This window comes from Streptomyces telluris (genome assembly GCF_024519335.1).
GTDB classification, from domain to species: Bacteria; Actinomycetota; Actinomycetes; order Streptomycetales; family Streptomycetaceae; genus Streptomyces; species Streptomyces telluris.
Genome location: NZ_JANIID010000011.1, coordinates 108,348 through 124,555 on the forward strand (window position 1 = coordinate 108,348; position 16,208 = coordinate 124,555).

The following is a 16,208-nucleotide window of genomic DNA, read 5'->3' on the forward strand; positions in this document are numbered from 1 at the left end:
TGCGTCGTCAGGCCGGGCGTGCCATGAGGTCGTCCAGTTCGGCTGCGAAGAGCAAAGCGGGGTCGAAGCCCATGTTGGTGAAGTGGCCGGCGACTTCCAGGGACAGGACGCCGTGCAGCCGGGTCCAGACGGCGAGGGCCCTGTGGAGGGCCGCGGGCGGGGCGGGGTGGCCGTCCGCCCAGTCCCGGTGCTCTTCCAGGTGGGCGGTGAACGGAGTCGCGGGCCCGCCCGGGGCGAGCTCCGCGCACGCGTCGAGCAGGGTTTTCATGATCTCGTCGGCGATGCCGGTGACGTCCTCGGGTGCCTGGTAGCCGGGGACGGGGGTGCCATAGATGAGGAGATACCGCTGCGGGTCCTCCAGGGCCCAGGCTCGTAGGGCGTGGGCCAGTGCGGCCAGATCGGCACCGGCGGCGGAGGCCGTGCGGAGGGTTTCGGCGAGGCTCCGGTACGCCTCCCGGACGAGTTCGGTGATCAGATCGTCGCGGCCGGCGAAGTAGCGGTAGAGCGCGGGTCCGCTCATGCCCATCTGTTTGGCGATCGCGTTGAGGGAGAGCGCGGACGTGCCCGCCGTGGCGATCTGCTCCCAGGCGTGCTTCTTGATCTCCGTGCGGACCTGGGTGCGATAGCGCTCCCGCGGGTTGCTCGCGTCCGTCGTCGCCATGGCCTGCCACCTTCCCCGTCTGCGTGGCTACACCTTCAAGATTCAGTTAGAGGCTATCACGCACCTGTTGACCCCTCACTTCCTGTCGCGTTATAACTCCTAACGAAGGTTCGAGCATCTAGCCATCTACACGGAGGGAACACCATGGCCGGCATCCGTAGCACCCGAAGCACCCGCATGCGCGCCGCCCGGTTCACCGTCCCGCTCGCCGCCATCGGCATCCTGGGCACCGCTGCCGCACCGGCCGGGGCCGTCGCCACCGCCTCTCACCCCGCCAAATCCCTCACCTGCCGCGGAGAAGGCGTCGACCCCGACGCCCTCGTCCGCTCCCGGACCGAGACCGTGATCCACGCACCGCTGCGCACCATCTGGGAGCTGCAGACCGACGTGGAGCGCTGGCCGTCCTGGCAAGGGGGCATCACGACCATGAAACGCCTCGACCACGGCCCGTTCCGCAAGGGTTCGGCGTTCCGGTGGACGACCCCCGTGCCTCCCAACCCCTCGACTCCCGCCACCAGCCTGGAGATCACCTCCACCGTCGAACAGCTCAAGCGCAACTCCTGCATCCGCTGGACAGGCCCCGCGGTCGCCGAAGGGCTGCGCATCGACGGTGTCCATGTATGGAACTTCACCGAGGTCAAGGACGGCGTCCGCGTGAGCACCGAAGAGACCCACACCGGTGCCGAGGTCGAAGCGAACGTCCCTGCTGCGACCGAGATCCTCCGTCAGGGCCTCGAAGCGTGGCTGCGCGACCTCAAGGCCGCCGCCGAAGCACCCACCCGCAACCTGCCGAACTGAACACCGGAGTCCCCGTCGGCCGCGAATGGGCCGCAGGCGCCACCCCTCAACCGGCGTGCCCGGCCAGGGCCGCGTCGACCGCTGCCTCGGCGTGCAGGCGGGCGGTGGGGAAGAGCGGTACGGGGCTGTCCTCGGGGCGGAGGAGCAGCTCGATCTCGGTGCACCCCAGGATGACGCCCTCGGCGCCCGCGGCGACGAGCTCCTCGACGACCCGGCGGTAGGCAGTACGCGACTCCTCGCGGACGACACCCACGCACAGTTCTTCGTAGATCACCCGGTGAACGAGCGCACGCCCCTCGGTGTCCGGGACGCACACGTCGAGCCCGCCCGCCGCGAGCCGGCCCCGGTAGAAGTCCTGCTCCATGGTGAACGCGGTGCCCAGCAGCCCCACTCGGCGCAGTCCCGCGGCGCGGACGGCGGCCGCGGTGGCGTCCGCGAGGTGCAGGAGCGGGACCGAGACAGCCGCCTCGACGGAGCCGGCGACCTTGTGCATGGTGTTGGTGCAGATGAGCAGCAGCTCGGCACCGGCCGCCTCCAACGACCGGGCGGCGCCGGCCAGAACCTCGCCGGCCTCCGCCCATCGGCCCTGGACCTGCAGCCGCTCGATCTCCGCGAAGTCCACGGAGTAGAGCACGCAGCGGGCCGAGTGGAGACCACCGAGCCGCTCACGCGTCCGCTCGTTGAGGATCCGGTAGTACTCCGCCGTCGACTCCCAACTCATCCCGCCGATCAGCCCGATCGTCTTCATGCCTGTGTCCACGCTTGTGCTCCCGCTCCTCGTACGTCACCGCGCTTACGCGAACCATAAGGTAGGCGCCAGGCATTCGGCATCTCGATAAGGATTGCTTTGAGTGCTTCAAGGTGTCGCCGCCAGTCGCGTGGTTTGCGGACGGGAGAACCGTCCCCTACGCGGACCTGGCCGCCCGGATCCGTGCTGCAGATCCCCGTGTCCGCCGGGTGGGGGAGCGCGGTGCCACCTGTAGGTGTGAAAGCCGGTGAGGATGCTTCAGGTGCACCCCGCGCGCCCTCCCGTACGCGTGCGGGGGAATGATTCAGTAGCGCTCTGTGACGAAAGTGTGCGGTGTGCCGGCACCTTCTCGAAGGCTTGGCCCGGCCTCCGTTCGCACGGAATGAGCGGAGGCCGTCATCAGCAGCGCGACCCGGATCAGCAGGCGCCTCGGTATCGCCGGCGCGGTTCTGACGGCGGTGGCCGTCGCCGCCTCTCCGGCAGGCGCGGGCAGCGCCTTGGCGGAACACGGCTGTTTCGACCGTGCGAGAGAGCCGTACACCTCGGTGGTCGACAGCCACCTCCACTTCCGTCCGTTCGGTGGCCGGCCGGTTCCGTTCGAGGAGCTCAACGGCTATCTGAACAAGAGCGGTGTCCACCACGCGAGCATCTACGGCATCGGGCAGATGCTGCCGGTGGACTCCGACTGCACCTACTACCTCAACTGTCCCGGCACACCCGTGGTGCCGAGCATGAAGAACGACTTCGCCAACGCCGTGAACTACATGGAGGCGAAGCCGAAGGACCCCGACCTCGCGCTCTCCATGACCTTCATGGACCTCAACCACCCCGAGACGATCCCGCCCGGGATCGCGCTCTACGACAAGGAGTTCCCGGGGATGTTCCGGTGGGCGGGGGAGGTGAACCTCGTCAAGCAGGCGCTGTTCCCCAATCACCACACGTCCGCGACCAGCGAGAACATCAAGAACTGGGCGCCGTTCATGAAGGTGCTGCGGGACCGGGGGATCCCGATCACCATTCACTCGGATCTCGGCAACGACAAGGAACCGTTGAAGTACCTCCACCTGATGGAGGAGACCCTCAGGCGCTACCCGCAGAACAAGATCGTGTGGGCGCACATGGGACTGTCCAAGGAACTGTCCACCATGGACCCTGACGAGCACATCGCCATCATGACAAGGCTCCTGGACGCCCACCCCGAGCTGAACCTGGACCTCAGCTGGCGCGTGCTGGAGGACCAGTACTTCAGCAAGCCAGGTGTCCGGCAGAAGTACGCCGCGTTCCTCGACCGGTATCCGACCCGGGCCATTCCCGGCACCGACTTCGTCGCGTCCCGGGACAAGGACTATTCGGTCTACGAGCAGGAGCTCGAGGTCACCAGCCGCATCAACAAGGCCTTGGGCGACAAGGCGTTCCGCCACATCGCCCTCGGGCAGAACTACTTCCGGCTGCTCGGCCTGAAGAAGGAGGCCCCGGAGGTGTGTGGGGCGGAGTGACGTCCCGCCCCGCACACCTGCGTCTCAGCCGTCAGCAGTGGTCCACGGGTTCGGCCGCGGTCAGTTCGTACGATGCCCTGGCGTCCAGCAGCAGCGGCACCAGGGCCCGCAGCGGCTGGCGCAGCGGGACCAGCGCACCGCCCGCGGGCGACGGTACGGTCTTGACGCCGTGCAGGGCGAGCTCGTCCTGGGTGTCCGCGTACTGCTCCGCGGTCAGCCGGTAGCCGCAGGGCGGGTCGGGCAGGGTCCGGTCGGGGGGTGCGGGTTCGTTGTCGGCGCCGGCGAGGTGGACCGGGCCCCGGTCGGCGAGGCCTTTGACGCGTGCCGCGGCCGTGGCCGCGGTGATGTGCGCACGTCGTTCGTCCGCGAAGGCGAAGGTCCCGTCGAGCGCGGCGAGGTGGGACTCGACGCGACGCCGGTTGTTCACGGCCGGGTCCGCCTTCTCCGCGTCCGTCATCGGGTTGACGCGGCTCTCGATGAGCAGACCGATGGCGTGCTTGAGGCCGGAAGCGTTGCGCAGGATCCGCTCCTGTCCGTCGCCGGCCACCTGTTTGACCGGGTCGCCGGTGACGGGGTCGGTCCAGATGCCGTACGTGCCGGTGCTGTGCCCGGCGTCCTGGGCGGCCGGGCGTACGTAGTCCGCCGAAAGGATTTGTGCCTCCCGGTGCACGCGCGGATCGGTGTTGAGGTTGCGGGGCCAGAGGTCGAACAGGTCCTTCTCGTAATACGGCGGGGTGGCGCCGTACTCGTGCAGGTCGTAGACGATGTCGGGCCGGTGGTCCCGGATGACAGCGGCCAGCGCGCGGCTCTCGGCGGCCTTGAGGGCGAGGTGGTCGCGGTTGATGTCGACGCCGTCCGCGTTGGTGCGCGTGTCGGCGGCGCGGCCGTCGGGGTTGGCGGTGGGGACGACCAGGACGGTGGTGCGTTCGAGGAAGCGCAGCGTGTCCGGGTCCGTGGCGTGGGCCAGGTCGCGGATGCTGATGAGGCAGGCTTCCCGGCCCGCGGGTTCGTCGCCGTGCTGGCTGCAGGCCAGAAGGAGGGTTTCGGCGGTGCGGCGGGCCGGGCCGACGCGGACCAGCTGGAGCGGCCGGCCCTGGCGGGTGGTGCCGATGCGGCGGACGGCGACGCGGTCGCTCGACCGGTCGAGGGCCGCCAGGAGCCGCTGTTCCTCGTCCTGAGTGGTCCAGCGGCTTCCGTCGCTGAGTTCGAAGCCGGTTTCGAAGCCGGTGCGGTGCGGGGCGTGAGCGGCCTGCGCAGGTGCCTGGACGAGCGTCACGGCGAGTGCGGCGGCGGCGAAGCCGGTGGCCAAGGTGCGCGTACGGGTACGGGTGCGAGCCGTCATCGGTGGGCGCCTACGGGGCCGGGACCGGTCGACCGGTCGAAAGGGGCGGCATACGGCCGCTGTCAGGAGCGATCTGTACGTCATGCGGGTGGTCCGCGCGCGTGTCCCCATGGGGCGGAAAGTACTCCGGTCCACTCCTGCGCAACAGAGTGCCGAATCTGCCGGCCCGTCGGCACCCCTGCGCGCGCCGTGCCCCTGGTCGCACGAGGCGGCCAAGGGGCACGGATAGGGACACGCATGTGCACCCGGCACCGGGAACGGGCAGCGGCCGAGCGGGGAAGGCGTCAGGAACTGGTGAGGATGACGAGTTGCCGGGTCGCGCGGGTCATCGCGACATAGCGGTCGACGGCTCCTTCGATGCCCGTGCCGAACGTCTCCGGGTCGACGAGGACGACCAGGTCGAACTCCAGACCCTTCGACAGCGACGGCGTCAGCGACCGGACGCGGGAGGTCTCCCGGAACGTGGGATCGCCGATGACGCAGGCGATTCCGTCGGCGTGTGCAGCGAGCCAGGTGCCGAGAACCGAATCCAGATCCGCAACGGATCCGTGAACGACGGGGATGCCGCTGCTGCGGATGGAGGTCGGCACGTTGGCGTCCGGGAGCGCGGCACGGATGGCCGGCTCGGCCTCCGTCATGACCTCTTCCGGCGTGCGGTAGTTGATGCTCAGCGAGGTCACGTTGATCCGGTCGATCCCGACCCGTTCGAGCCGCTCCTGCCACGACTCCGTGAACCCGTGCCTGGCCTGGGCGCGGTCACCGACGATGGTGAAGCTCCGGGACGGGCAGCGCAGCAGCAGCATCTGCCACTCGGCGTCGGTCAGCTCCTGGGCCTCGTCCACGACGATGTGCGCGAACGGGCCGGCGAGCAGGTCCGGCGTGGTGGCGGGCAGTGCGCTCTCGTCGATCAGGATGTCCTGCAGGTCCCGTCCGTGCAGCATCCCCACCGCGCCTTCGCTCTCGTCGATGACGACGTTCTGCAGCAGGCTGTCGATGGCGGCGGACCTGCGCGCACGCTCGGCGGCGACAGAGGCGTCGTGCCGGCGCTTGCGCACGGACGCCTCCGGGTCGCCGAGCCGCTGCCGGGCCGCGTCCAGGAGGGGCAGGTCGGACACCGTCCAGGCCTGGGCCTCCTTGCGCTGCAGTGCGCGAACGTCGTCGGGGCCGAGCCAGGGAGCGCACTTGCGCAGGTAGGCGGGCACCGACCACAGATCTCCGACGAGGTCGCCCGCCTCGATCATCGGCCACGCACGGTTGAGGGCCCCGTTCAGCTCGCGGTCCTGCAGCAGCGACCTGCGGAGCAGCTCGGGCGGGGCCTCGCCGCCGTCCTGGTCCATCAGAATGCCGATCAGCTCCTCCCGTATCTGCTCGCGCGCCTCGTTGTGCGGAGTGCCCGGCTCCACCGCTTCGAAGGCCGCCGCCCAGTCGCCGGCGCTCAGCCGGAGGTCGGACCAGTGGGTGACGATCGTCATCCCCTTGGTGGGCGGCTCCTCGTAGAACCTGACGGCGGCCTCGATCGCCTTCACCATGTCCGCGGAGGACTTCAGGAGGGCCACGCCCGGGTCGGTCTCGACCGCTGCGCCGGCGCCTTCGGTGACGAGGTCGCGCACGGTGCAGGTCTGCACGCCCTCCTCGCCGAGGCTGGGCAGGACGTCGGCGACGTAGGCCAGGTAGGGCTGGTGCGGACCGACGAACAGCACGCCGCCACGGCGGTGACCGAGGCGGGGGTCGGAGTAGAGGAGGTGGGCGGCGCGGTGCAGAGCGACGACGGTCTTGCCCGTACCCGGACCGCCGTCGACGACGAGAGCGCCACGGGATCCCGCCCGGATGATGGCGTCCTGGTCGGCCTGGATGGTGGAGAGCACGTCACGCATCCGGGCCGACCGGTTGCTGCCCAGGCTGGCGATGAACGCGGACTGGTCGTCGAGCGCGGCGTGTCCTTCGAGCCCCTCGGCGGTGAACACCTCGTCCCAGTAGTCGCTGATCCGGCCGCGGGTCCAGCGGTACCTGCGGCGGCTCGCCAGACCCATCGGGTTGGCGTGGGTCGCAGCGAAGAACGGCTCGGCCGCGGGGGAGCGCCAGTCGAGCAGCAGCCGGCGCCCCGTGCTATCGGTGAGGCCGAGGCGTCCGACGTACACGGGCTCGGGGTTGTCCGCATGGACGATGTGTCCCAGGCACAGGTCCAGGCCGAAGCGGCGCAGGGTGCGCAGGCGACCGGTCAGGCGGTGGATCTCCGCGTCGCGGTCCATCGCCTCCCGGCCGATGCCGCCGGGCGCCTTGCGTGCGGCTTCGAGGCGGTCGGACAGTTCGGCGATCGCCTGCCGGAGGCTCTCGGAGATGGCTGCGAAGTGCTGCTCGTCGCTGTCGATCAGTGCCGGGTCGGCCTTGGGGGAGAGGTGGTCGGGAAGGTCGAACGCGCTGGTGGACAGGGAGTCCATTTCCGACGACAACACACGCACTTAGTGGGTCTCCGATTTCGGCGGGTTTCGAGCTGGGTCCGTGATTGTGCCCCACGGCCGGGGCCTTGCCGCAAGGCCCCCTGTGCGCTATAAGTTAAGAGTGGCAAGGAGTGAGCAATCCTCCTTGCCTTTCTTGTTTCCCTCGCCTTCGCCGTCCGCTGCGGGGGAGAGAGCCAGGTCACATCAGTCCATGTCACAGGGGTCCGGGCTGCCTCGTCTCAGAGGGTGTAGCCACGAACGACCACTGAGGAGCACACCATGGACGCGCGACTGAACTTCTTCACCGACCCGACCGCCGGCAAGGCCATCAAGCACCTCATGACGGCGGGCAAGGCACTCAAGGACTCGCCGCTGCCGGCCGTGACGCAGGAACTGGTGTCGCTGCGCGTGAGCCAGATCAACGGCTGTGCCGCCTGCATCGACATACACACCAAGGAGGCCGCTGAGGCCGGCGAGACGTCGGTGCGGCTGAACCTGGTGGCGGCGTGGCGGGAGGCCACGGTCTTCACCGAGGCCGAGCGTGCCGCGCTGGAGCTGGCGGAGGAGGGGACCCGGGTCGCGGACGCGGCCGGCGGGGTCAGCGACGAGGTGTGGGCGCGCGCCGCCGAGCACTACGACGAGGAGCAGCTCACCGCCCTGGTCATCCTGGTCTCCTTCATGAACATGGCCAACCGGATGAACGTCATCACCCGGCAGCCGGCCGGTGACTACAAGCCCGGGCAGTTCCACTGAGCGGCGCCGGAAGCAACGCCATCGGCATGAGCAAGCGGGAAGAGGGTTCGGCGTGAGCAAGGTTGAGGAGTTCGAGGAGCTGCGGCCGCTGCTGTTCTCGATCGCCTATCGGATTCTGGGCAGCGTGAGTGAGGCCGAGGACGCGGTGCAGGAGACATGGCTGCGCTTCGACGGCTCGTCGACACGGCCCACGTCGACCAAGGCCTTCCTGTCGGCCGCGGTGACACGGATCTCGATCGATGTGCTGCGCTCCGCGCGGGTGCGGCGGGAGGAGTACGTCGGGCCGTGGTTTCCCGAGCCGTTGCTGAACGATCCGTATCAGGATCCGGCGCGCTCGGTGGAGCTGGCCGACTCGGTGTCGATGGCGGCGCTGCTGTTGCTGGAGCGGCTCAGCCCGTTGGAGCGGGCGGTCTTCCTGCTGCGGGAGGTGTTCGCCTTCGGGTTCGACGAGGTCGCCGCGGCGGTGGGACGTTCGGAGGCGGCCTGCAGGCAACTGCTGGTGCGGGCGCGGCGGCACATGGAGGACGGGCGGCCGCGCTTCGCGGCGGATCGCCAGGAGCGGCAGGAACTGGCGACGCGGTTCTTCGACGCGCTGCAGAACGGCGACGTGGCCGGGCTGCAGAACCTGCTGGCCGCCGACGTGCAGATGGTCGGGGACGGCGGCGGTAAGGCTCCGCAGCTGGCCAGGGCTGTTGTGGGTGCGAAGAACGTGGCCCGGTTGCTGGGCACGGTCTACCCCTGGCTGGTCCGGATCGACGTGTCGTTCGAGCCGCACGAGGTCAACGGCCAGCCCGGCGCGATCTTCCGGGACCGGGACGGCAAGGTGCTCCACACCATGGTCCTCGACGTGCTCGACGGGCAGATCCAGACGATCCGCTCGGTCATCAACCCCGACAAGCTCGGCCACATCGGGCCGGTCGCCGACGCCTGGGCCGTCGACCGCGAGGTGAAGCAGGTCCGCCGGCAGCCGAACTGACCGCACGCTCCGGTTCCCTGCGTACTGTGCCCCCCGGTGCCGCCGGGGGGCGTCGGCCGGGAGTGACGGCGGGCCGCCCTCCATGCCTGCTCAGGTCAGGCCACGCGCTCCGCGCGCTCGATGATCACGGGCTCGACCGGAACGTTCTGGTGGGCCCCCTTGTTGGCCGTCCGGACATCCCTGATCGCGTCGACGACGTCGTCACCCTCGACGACCTTGCCGAACACCGCGTAGCCCCAGCCCTGCGGCGTCGGCGAGGTGTGGTTCAGGAAGTCGTTGTCGACGGTGTTGATGAAGAACTGCGCGCTCGCCGAGTGCGGGTCGTTCGTGCGTGCCATGGCCACGGTGCCACGGTTGTTCTGGAGGCCGTTGTTCGCCTCGTTCTCGATCGGGGCGTTGGCCGGCTTCTGCTCCATGTCGGGGGTGAAGCCGCCGCCCTGGATCATGAAGCCCGAGATCACGCGGTGGAAGATCGTGCCGTTGTAGTGGCCGGCGTCGACGTACTCCAGGAAGTTCTGGACCGTCTTCGGGGCCTTCTCACTGTTGAGCTCCAGCACGATGTCGCCATGGTTGGTGCTGAGCCGGACCTTGGTCATGAGTTCCTCACTCTGTCAGTCGGAACGCCCTGCCGGGCGCTCGCTCAAAAGTGATCATGAGTGTGCCACAGGGAGGCTCGGCCCGCGGCAGTGTCCGGCTCCGGGGCATGTCGGCAAGTCGCGCTTCGGGCGGGCAGCGAGGTCCCGGCCGGCAGCCCATGAGCAGCCGGCCGGGACTGCGACCCCGGAATCAGACGAGGTCGAACCGGTGGATTCAGACGAGGTCGAACCGGTCGAGGTTCATCACCTTGTCCCACGCCGCCACGAAGTCACGCGCGAACTTCTCACCCGCGTCCTCGGACCCGTAGACCTCCGAGATGGCCCGGAGCTGGGAATGCGAGCCGAAGATGAGGTCGACGGCGGTGGCCGTCCACTTGACTTCGCCCGTGGCGCGATCCCGGCCTTCGAACACGTTCTCGTTTGAGGTCGACGCCTTCCACTCGGTGCCCATGTCGAGCAGGTTGACGAAGAAGTCGTTAGTCAAAGTCTCCGGCCGGTGGGTGAAGACGCCGTGCGGAGATTGCTCGTGGCCGGTGTTGAGGGCCCGCATTCCGCCGACCAGGACCGTCATCTCGGGGGCGGTCAGCGTCAGCAGGTTGGCGCGGTCCAGCAGGAGGGTCTCCGGCGACAGCTTCTCTCCCGCCCGGAGGTAGTTGCGGAACCCGTCCGCCTTGGGTTCGAGCACCGAGAACGACTCGACGTCGGTCTGCTCCTGCGAGGCGTCCGTGCGCCCCGGCGCGAACGGCACCGTGATGTCGTGCCCGGCGTTCTTCGCCGCTTGCTCGACGGCCGCGCACCCGCCCAGGACGATCAGGTCGGCGAGGGAAACCCTCGTTCCGCCGGCCTGTGAGCCGTTGAAGTCCTGCCGGAGCTGCTCAAGTGTCCGGACGGCCTCGGCCACCTCGGGAAGGGCATTGACCTCCCAGTCCTTTTGCGGCGCGAGCCGGATGCGTGCCCCGTTGGCCCCGCCGCGCTTGTCGGTGCCGCGGAAGCTCGCCGCCGACGCCCAGGCGGTGGTGACCAGCTGGGGGATGGTCAGGCCCGACGCGAGGATTCTGCTCTTGAGGTCGGCGACGTCCTCGTCCGCGATCAGCTGGTGATCGACGCCGGGGACGGGGTCCTGCCACAGCTGGGGCTCGGGAATCCACGGGCCGAGGTAGCGGGGGAGGGGGCCCATGTCGCGGTGCAACAGCTTGTACCAGGCCTTGGCGAACGCTTCCGCCAGCTTGTCCGGGTTCTCGTGGAAGCTCTTCGCGATCGGCGCGTAGACCGGGTCCAGCTTCAGCGCGAGGTCCGTCGTCAGCATCATGGGGGCGTGCCGCTTCGACGGGTCATGGGCGTCGGGCACGGTGTCCCGGGCCGAGGGATCGGTGGGAGTCCACTGCTTCGCGCCGGCCGGGCTCGTCGTCAGCTCCCAGTCGTACCTGAAGAGGTTGTCCAGGTACCCGTTGTCCCATGTCGTCGGCGCAGAGGTCCATGCGCCCTCCAGCCCGCTGGTGAGCGCGTCGGCGCCCTTGCCGCTGCCGCAGGTGTTCCGCCAGCCGAGGCCCTGCTGCTCGATGGGGGCGGCCTCCGGTTCCGGGCCGATGTACGAGGGATCGACGGCACCGTGGCACTTGCCGAACGTGTGCCCGCCGACGATGAGCGCGACCGTCTCCTCGTCGTTCATCGCCATGCGCCCGAACGTCTCGCGGATGTCCCGGGCGGCGGCGATCGGATCGGGGTTTCCGTTGGGCCCCTCCGGATTGACGTAGATCAGTCCCATCTGCACGGCACCGAAAGGACCGGTCAGTTCCCTGTCACCGCGGTAGCGCTCGTCTCCGAGCCAGGTGTCCTCGGGCCCCCAGAAGATTTCTTCGGGTTCCCAGATGTCCTCCCGCCCGAAGCCGAAACCGAACGTCTTGAACCCCATCGATTCCACGGCGCAGTTTCCGGCGAAGATCAGCAGATCGGCCCAGGAGATCTTCCGGCCGTACTTCTGCTTGACCGGCCAGAGCAGACGGCGCGCCTTGTCCAGGCTCGCGTTGTCCGGCCAGCTGTTGAGCGGAGCGAAGCGCTGGGCGCCGGAGCCGCCGCCGCCCCGGCCGTCGGCGATGCGGTACGTTCCCGCGGCGTGCCAGCTCATCCGGATGAAGAGCGGCCCGTAGTGGCCGTAGTCGGCGGGCCACCAGTCCTGTGACCTCGTCATCAGCTCGAAGACGTCCCGTTTCAGCGCGTCCACGTCCAGGGTCGCGAACTCTTCCGCGTAGCTGAAGTCCGCGCCCAGCGGATTGGACCGAGGCGAGTGCTGGTGGAGAACCTGAAGGTCCAGTTGTTCCGGCCACCAGTCCCGGTTCGTCCGGGGATGAGACGGCGTCGGGGTGGGGGAGGGGATTACCGGGTTCTCACTTTCGCTGCCGGCCACGTCCGTCCTTCTTCCTGCCTCGGTGCTTCCCTTTGCCGGCTGCTCGCTCCTGGCGTTGTCGCCTTTCTGCTGCCGAGCCGGAATCCGTATGGTCGCGCACCGCGGACCGAACCGTCACGAAAACACGCAGAGTACCCCCGCGTAACACGTACCGGCCCGGCAGCGTGTTCGCAGCGGGCCGGCGCCGCCGGGCTCAGAGCCCGGCGACCTTCGAACTCGCCGACAGCTCGTAGACCAGGGTGACCGTGCGGCGGCCGCCCGGTGGAAGGGGGACGTCCCAGCGGGCGATGCCTTCGGCGTCGACCACGGCGGGCGCCGGGGAGCAGGCTTCCTTGCGCAGGCGCACCTCCACCGCCGAGACCTCGGAGACCGGGATCCGCTCCCGCAGGACGACCACCCGCTCGCCGTGCTCGCCGGGGGCGGAGAACCGGGACAGGTGCAACCGGACCGTGCGGGTGACCACGGTCCGCTGCATGATGCCGGCGGAGTCACGGGACTCCTCGCTCTCCCGGACCACCCGGTGGTCGTCGCAGCTGCCGAATGCGAGCTCGACAGGGGTGCCGGGAGCGGTGAAGTCCAGCGTGCCGCGGCCGCTGAAGCCACTGCCGCGGACCAGGTCCACGGGCCCGGCGAGCAGCGCGTGGCCGGACAGGTTGTCGAACCGCACCACCTGGGTGACCAGCGGAGACAGCTCGGGTGAGCAGGCGTATTCGCTGCTCGCGGCCGTGGTGAAGACGGAGAGCGGCACCCGGTGGGCGCGGCCGTCCGCGGGCACGGAGACCGGGGCGGGGGAGCGCAGCACCCGCGTCTCGCCGCCGTCGTCCACCCCGGGCAGGCCGACCACCGGGACCGGGCCGAGGTCTGCGATCTCCTCCTCGCGCATCTCGACGTCGACCGTGCGGCGTTCCGCGGCGGAGCGGTCCTTCAGCGTCAGCCGGTCCTCGCCCAGCCGCGGCGGCTCGGTGGCCTGCGCCGAGCGTGCCGTCGACAGCGTCAGCCGTACGTCCGTCCAGTCCTCGCCGGTGCGCTGCCAGACCGTCGCCTCGGTCTCCAGCGTCAGGGAGTCCCCGTCGAGCACGGCCCGGTAGGCAGGGCGCCACAGTGCGCACGCGGTGAGGTGGCTCAGGCGCAGCGCGACCGGCCCGGCGGCCGCGGCCTCCACGGTCAGTTCGATGTGACCGGTGAGCTCCGCCGGTTCCTCCTCGGAGAGGTCCATGGCTTGCCAGACCTCTCTGAGTTCGGCGGCGAGGGCGGTCAGCCGGGCCTCTACGGAGCGGAGTTGCTCGCCGTACGAGTCGCGTTCGTCGTCCACCCGGTCCAGCTCGCGGGCCCAGCGGGGCCCTTCGGCCTCCCCGGCGCCGGCGCCTTCGCCGATCTCCCGCAGCACATCGGTGGCGAGGCGGCCCAGGAGGTCGAGGCGGGCGCGCAGCCGATCGCGTCGCTGCTCCAGGGCGAGCTGCTCCTCTTCGAGGAGGCGCACGCGTCGGCGCAGGGCGGAGTCGTCGGCGGACGGCAACGGCTCGCGCGGCGTCCAGGTGCGGACGATCCGTGCGTCGAGCACGGTCGCGGGGTGATCGGCGGTCAGTTCGGCGTGGAGGGTGCGGTCGACGGCCAGGGCGCTGACCGGCCCCAGACGCAGCCGCTGGACCCCGGCCTCCAGGTCGAGCACGGTGGAGCGCTCGACGTGGGCGCGATCCTCCATGCAGGTGACGGCGGTGACGGGGAGGGCGATCGGCTCCGGCGCCGTGTTCGGGGAGACGTTCGGGGAGGTGTTCGGCGACGTGGACATGGTGGTGTCAGCTCCTGCGGTTGCCGCCGACCAGGGCCTTGCCGGCCGGGATGCGGATCTCGTAACGGCCGTCGAGGGCGGCGGTGTCGCCGGCGGACAGCTCCACCCGCCAGACGCGGGTGCCCGGGGCGTGGTGTTCGGGGCCCGTGCCGGGCTCGGGTGCCGTCCAGTCGGCCCGCTCCTCGATGCGGACGTCCGGTTCGGAGGTGACCGGCACCCGCTCGCGGACCTCGACGGTGACGGGCCTCGCGAGCCGGTTGGCCAGCTCCACGTGGACGCGGTGGTCGAGCACGGTGATGTTGTTGCGCAGGCCCGAGGTCGACTCGTGCAGGTTCGTACGGCGGGTGACCCGGATGCCCTCGGTCGGCCCGAGCCCCACGCGGCGGACACCGCCGGGGGCGAGCGTGGGCAGAGCGGCGGTCAGCAGGAAGTCGTCGTCGACGGTGACCTCCACCGGGCCGGCCAGCAGCGCCTGGCCGGTGGCGTTGGAGAGCACCAGCGAGCCGTACACGGTCTGCTCCACGGACGGCACGCAGAGGTACTCGTGGCGCAGACCCACCGGGATCCGGGCGACGGTGATGGTGTGCCAGGTGCCGTCCGACGGAACGTCGGCGCGCGCGGTGGCGTCGAAGCGGTGGTCGAAGGAGCCCGCCGACTCGCGGGGCCGCACGGCGTGCCCGGGCAGCGGCAGCGCGGCCACCGCTTCGGCGCGGCGCTGGTACTCGGCCGTCACCGCGTCGAAGGGAGCGTCAGGAAACAGCCTGCCCCGGCGACCGCCCTGCTCGTCGGGGCCGCACAGGACGAGGCCGGCGTAGTCGAGCTCGGCGGTGCTCGGCTGCGGCGGACCGGGTGCCGGAGGCGGTGGTGGCGGCGCAGCCCGGCCGGGAGCCGCGGGCGCCATGGGGGCGGGGGCCGCCGCGAAGGGGCTGCCGCCGGGGTGCGGTCCGGCTCCCGACCGGGAGCGGGCAGGCTGCGACCGCTCGGGCATCTCGCCCGCGAAGCCCTCCGGGTAGTGGCCGCCTGCGCCGCCGGGCGCCGGGGGTGGTGGGCCGTAGCCCTGCGGTGCGCCGTAACCCTGCGGCGCCGGCGCCGGTGCTGCTGCCGCCATGACTGCCGGCGGCGGCGGAACGGGACCGGGCGCGGAACCGCCCGCGGCGCCACCGGGCGCGGAACCGGCCCACGCGGCGCCGGTCGTATCAGGGCGAGGGCCGGCCGCCTCGTATCCGGCGAACAGGTCGGCGAGCCCCGCCGGGGGCTCGCGCCAGCCCGACGGCGCGAGGACCGGCTGACGGCGTCCGATCCGGATCGAGCGGAGCCTCGGCAGGTCGGTGCGGCGCCGAAGGTCGGCGGTGGCCAGGGCGATGCGCACGCCGGTCCAGTCCTCGCCGGTGCGCTGCGCGACCGAGGCGCGCAGCACCAGATCGCCGGTGCCGTCGCCCTGACGGTGGGCGAGGCGGTAGGCGGGCACCCAGACGGCGCCCGGCACCCCGTACTCCAGCTCCAGTTCCAGGTCCGGCCCCGCCTCCGTCTCAGCGGTGCCGTCTGCGGTGCCGTCGAGCGTCAGGACCGCGGAGACCGTGGTCTCCACGTGTGCTGACGGTGCGTCGGTAGAGGCGCGGTCGAGCTTGTCCACAGCGACGCCGAGTTCGTGCTCGACGCGGCGCAGGGCCTCCTCCAGCTCGACGAGGCGGGCGTGCAGCCCGGTCAGCCGCTCCTCGACGAAGTCGGCGAGCCCCAGCCACGCGTCGACCGGGGTGCGGCGGTGCGACTCCTCGCGCTTGCGGGCCGGCGGGGCCGGGCGCAGAGCCCTGACCTCCTCGATCAGGCTCAGTTGCCGGTCCCGGCGGCCCTGCGCGGCCGCGCACTCGTCGTGCAGCCGCTCGACCTCGCGCCGCAACCCCTCGGGCGCACCGGTGCCGGGCGGTTCGGCCTCGAACTCCACCCGGGCCTCGGTGACACGTACGCCCGGAGCGCCCAGGACCCGGGCCCGCAGTGAGCCGGGGTCAAGCGTGCGGGGAAGTCCCGTCACCCGCACCCGGCCGTCCGGCGGCACGCTGCCCCGGGCCAGGCGGCGGCAGAGCGCGCCCTGCGCGTACACCACGACCGAATCGAGGGTCGATCCCCACCTCTGTGCCGTCTCAGCCGTCATGTGCTGCTGCGCCCCCCACCGCGTCCGTGTTGGGCGAAGCCTACGCCGGAGCGGTCCG

Annotated in this window: 12 protein-coding genes; 4 read left to right on the plus strand and 8 right to left on the minus strand. The window is 70.6% G+C overall.

The window, feature by feature from the left end; translation table 11 throughout:
* Positions 1 to 7: 7 nt before the first annotated feature.
* Complete coding sequence (locus tag NQU55_RS14895; RefSeq protein ID WP_256790662.1) at positions 8 to 661, minus strand: TetR/AcrR family transcriptional regulator; 654 nt, start codon at positions 659 to 661, stop codon at positions 8 to 10.
* Positions 662 to 805: 144 nt separating this feature from the next.
* On the opposite strand from NQU55_RS14895, the gene NQU55_RS14900 reads away from it, so the two are divergent.
* Positions 806 to 1,459, plus strand: coding sequence for an SRPBCC family protein (locus NQU55_RS14900; protein ID WP_256790663.1), 654 nt, complete (start codon positions 806 to 808; stop codon positions 1,457 to 1,459).
* A gap of 46 nt (positions 1,460 to 1,505) precedes the next feature.
* Here NQU55_RS14900 and NQU55_RS14905 read toward each other — a convergent pair whose 3' ends face one another.
* Complete coding sequence (locus tag NQU55_RS14905) at positions 1,506 to 2,207, minus strand: aspartate/glutamate racemase family protein (protein WP_168094894.1); 702 nt, start codon at positions 2,205 to 2,207, stop codon at positions 1,506 to 1,508.
* 545 nt (positions 2,208 to 2,752) lie between these two features.
* Here NQU55_RS14905 and NQU55_RS36815 point away from each other — a divergent pair.
* Positions 2,753 to 3,703 (plus strand): amidohydrolase family protein, encoded by a 951-nt coding sequence (locus NQU55_RS36815; RefSeq protein ID WP_256790664.1) that lies wholly within the window; start codon positions 2,753 to 2,755, stop codon positions 3,701 to 3,703.
* Positions 3,704 to 3,734: 31 nt separating this feature from the next.
* Here the strand turns inward: NQU55_RS36815 and NQU55_RS14915 are convergent, their stop codons facing one another.
* Positions 3,735 to 5,045, minus strand: a complete 1,311-nt coding sequence (locus NQU55_RS14915) for a M14 family metallopeptidase (RefSeq protein ID WP_168094893.1) — start codon at positions 5,043 to 5,045, stop codon at positions 3,735 to 3,737.
* A gap of 284 nt (positions 5,046 to 5,329) precedes the next feature.
* On the minus strand, positions 5,330 to 7,483 hold the full coding sequence (gene helR, locus NQU55_RS14920; RefSeq protein ID WP_168094895.1) for an RNA polymerase recycling motor ATPase HelR: 2,154 nt from the start codon (positions 7,481 to 7,483) through the stop codon (positions 5,330 to 5,332).
* A gap of 279 nt (positions 7,484 to 7,762) precedes the next feature.
* On the opposite strand from helR, the gene NQU55_RS14925 reads away from it, so the two are divergent.
* Both NQU55_RS14925 and NQU55_RS14930 read left to right on the plus strand, forming a co-directional pair.
* Entirely contained in the window at positions 7,763 to 8,236 is a 474-nt protein-coding gene (locus tag NQU55_RS14925; RefSeq protein ID WP_168094892.1) for a carboxymuconolactone decarboxylase family protein, read from the plus strand.
* A gap of 52 nt (positions 8,237 to 8,288) precedes the next feature.
* Positions 8,289 to 9,212, plus strand: coding sequence for an RNA polymerase sigma-70 factor (locus NQU55_RS14930; RefSeq protein WP_168094891.1), 924 nt, complete (start codon positions 8,289 to 8,291; stop codon positions 9,210 to 9,212).
* 95 nt (positions 9,213 to 9,307) lie between these two features.
* Here the strand turns inward: NQU55_RS14930 and NQU55_RS14935 are convergent, their stop codons facing one another.
* From NQU55_RS14935 to NQU55_RS14950, 4 genes are all read right to left on the minus strand, one after another.
* Positions 9,308 to 9,808 (minus strand): peptidylprolyl isomerase, encoded by a 501-nt coding sequence (locus NQU55_RS14935; protein WP_256790665.1) that lies wholly within the window; start codon positions 9,806 to 9,808, stop codon positions 9,308 to 9,310.
* 214 nt (positions 9,809 to 10,022) lie between these two features.
* Complete coding sequence (gene katG, locus NQU55_RS14940; protein ID WP_256790666.1) at positions 10,023 to 12,212, minus strand: catalase/peroxidase HPI; 2,190 nt, start codon at positions 12,210 to 12,212, stop codon at positions 10,023 to 10,025.
* Between the two features lie 193 nt (positions 12,213 to 12,405).
* Complete coding sequence (locus NQU55_RS14945) at positions 12,406 to 14,001, minus strand: DUF4139 domain-containing protein (protein WP_256790667.1); 1,596 nt, start codon at positions 13,999 to 14,001, stop codon at positions 12,406 to 12,408.
* Positions 14,002 to 14,008: 7 nt separating this feature from the next.
* Positions 14,009 to 16,150 (minus strand): DUF4139 domain-containing protein, encoded by a 2,142-nt coding sequence (locus NQU55_RS14950; RefSeq protein ID WP_168094775.1) that lies wholly within the window; start codon positions 16,148 to 16,150, stop codon positions 14,009 to 14,011.
* Positions 16,151 to 16,208 lie beyond the last annotated feature (58 nt).

What these genes read in the sequence shown, in the direction of transcription:
- NQU55_RS14895 (WP_256790662.1), bottom strand. Translation starts at nt 661, where the DNA reads ATGGCGACGACGGACGCGAGCAACCCGCGGGAGCGCTATCGCACCCAG.
- NQU55_RS14900 (WP_256790663.1), top strand. Translation starts at nt 806, where the DNA reads ATGGCCGGCATCCGTAGCACCCGAAGCACCCGCATGCGCGCCGCCCGG.
- NQU55_RS14905 (WP_168094894.1), bottom strand. Translation starts at nt 2,207, where the DNA reads ATGAAGACGATCGGGCTGATCGGCGGGATGAGTTGGGAGTCGACGGCG.
- NQU55_RS14915 (WP_168094893.1), bottom strand. Translation starts at nt 5,045, where the DNA reads ATGACGGCTCGCACCCGTACCCGTACGCGCACCTTGGCCACCGGCTTC.
- helR (WP_168094895.1), bottom strand. Translation starts at nt 7,483, where the DNA reads ATGGACTCCCTGTCCACCAGCGCGTTCGACCTTCCCGACCACCTCTCC.
- NQU55_RS14925 (WP_168094892.1), top strand. Translation starts at nt 7,763, where the DNA reads ATGGACGCGCGACTGAACTTCTTCACCGACCCGACCGCCGGCAAGGCC.
- NQU55_RS14935 (WP_256790665.1), bottom strand. Translation starts at nt 9,808, where the DNA reads ATGACCAAGGTCCGGCTCAGCACCAACCATGGCGACATCGTGCTGGAG.
- NQU55_RS14945 (WP_256790667.1), bottom strand. Translation starts at nt 14,001, where the DNA reads ATGTCCACGTCGCCGAACACCTCCCCGAACGTCTCCCCGAACACGGCG.
- NQU55_RS14950 (WP_168094775.1), bottom strand. Translation starts at nt 16,150, where the DNA reads ATGACGGCTGAGACGGCACAGAGGTGGGGATCGACCCTCGATTCGGTC.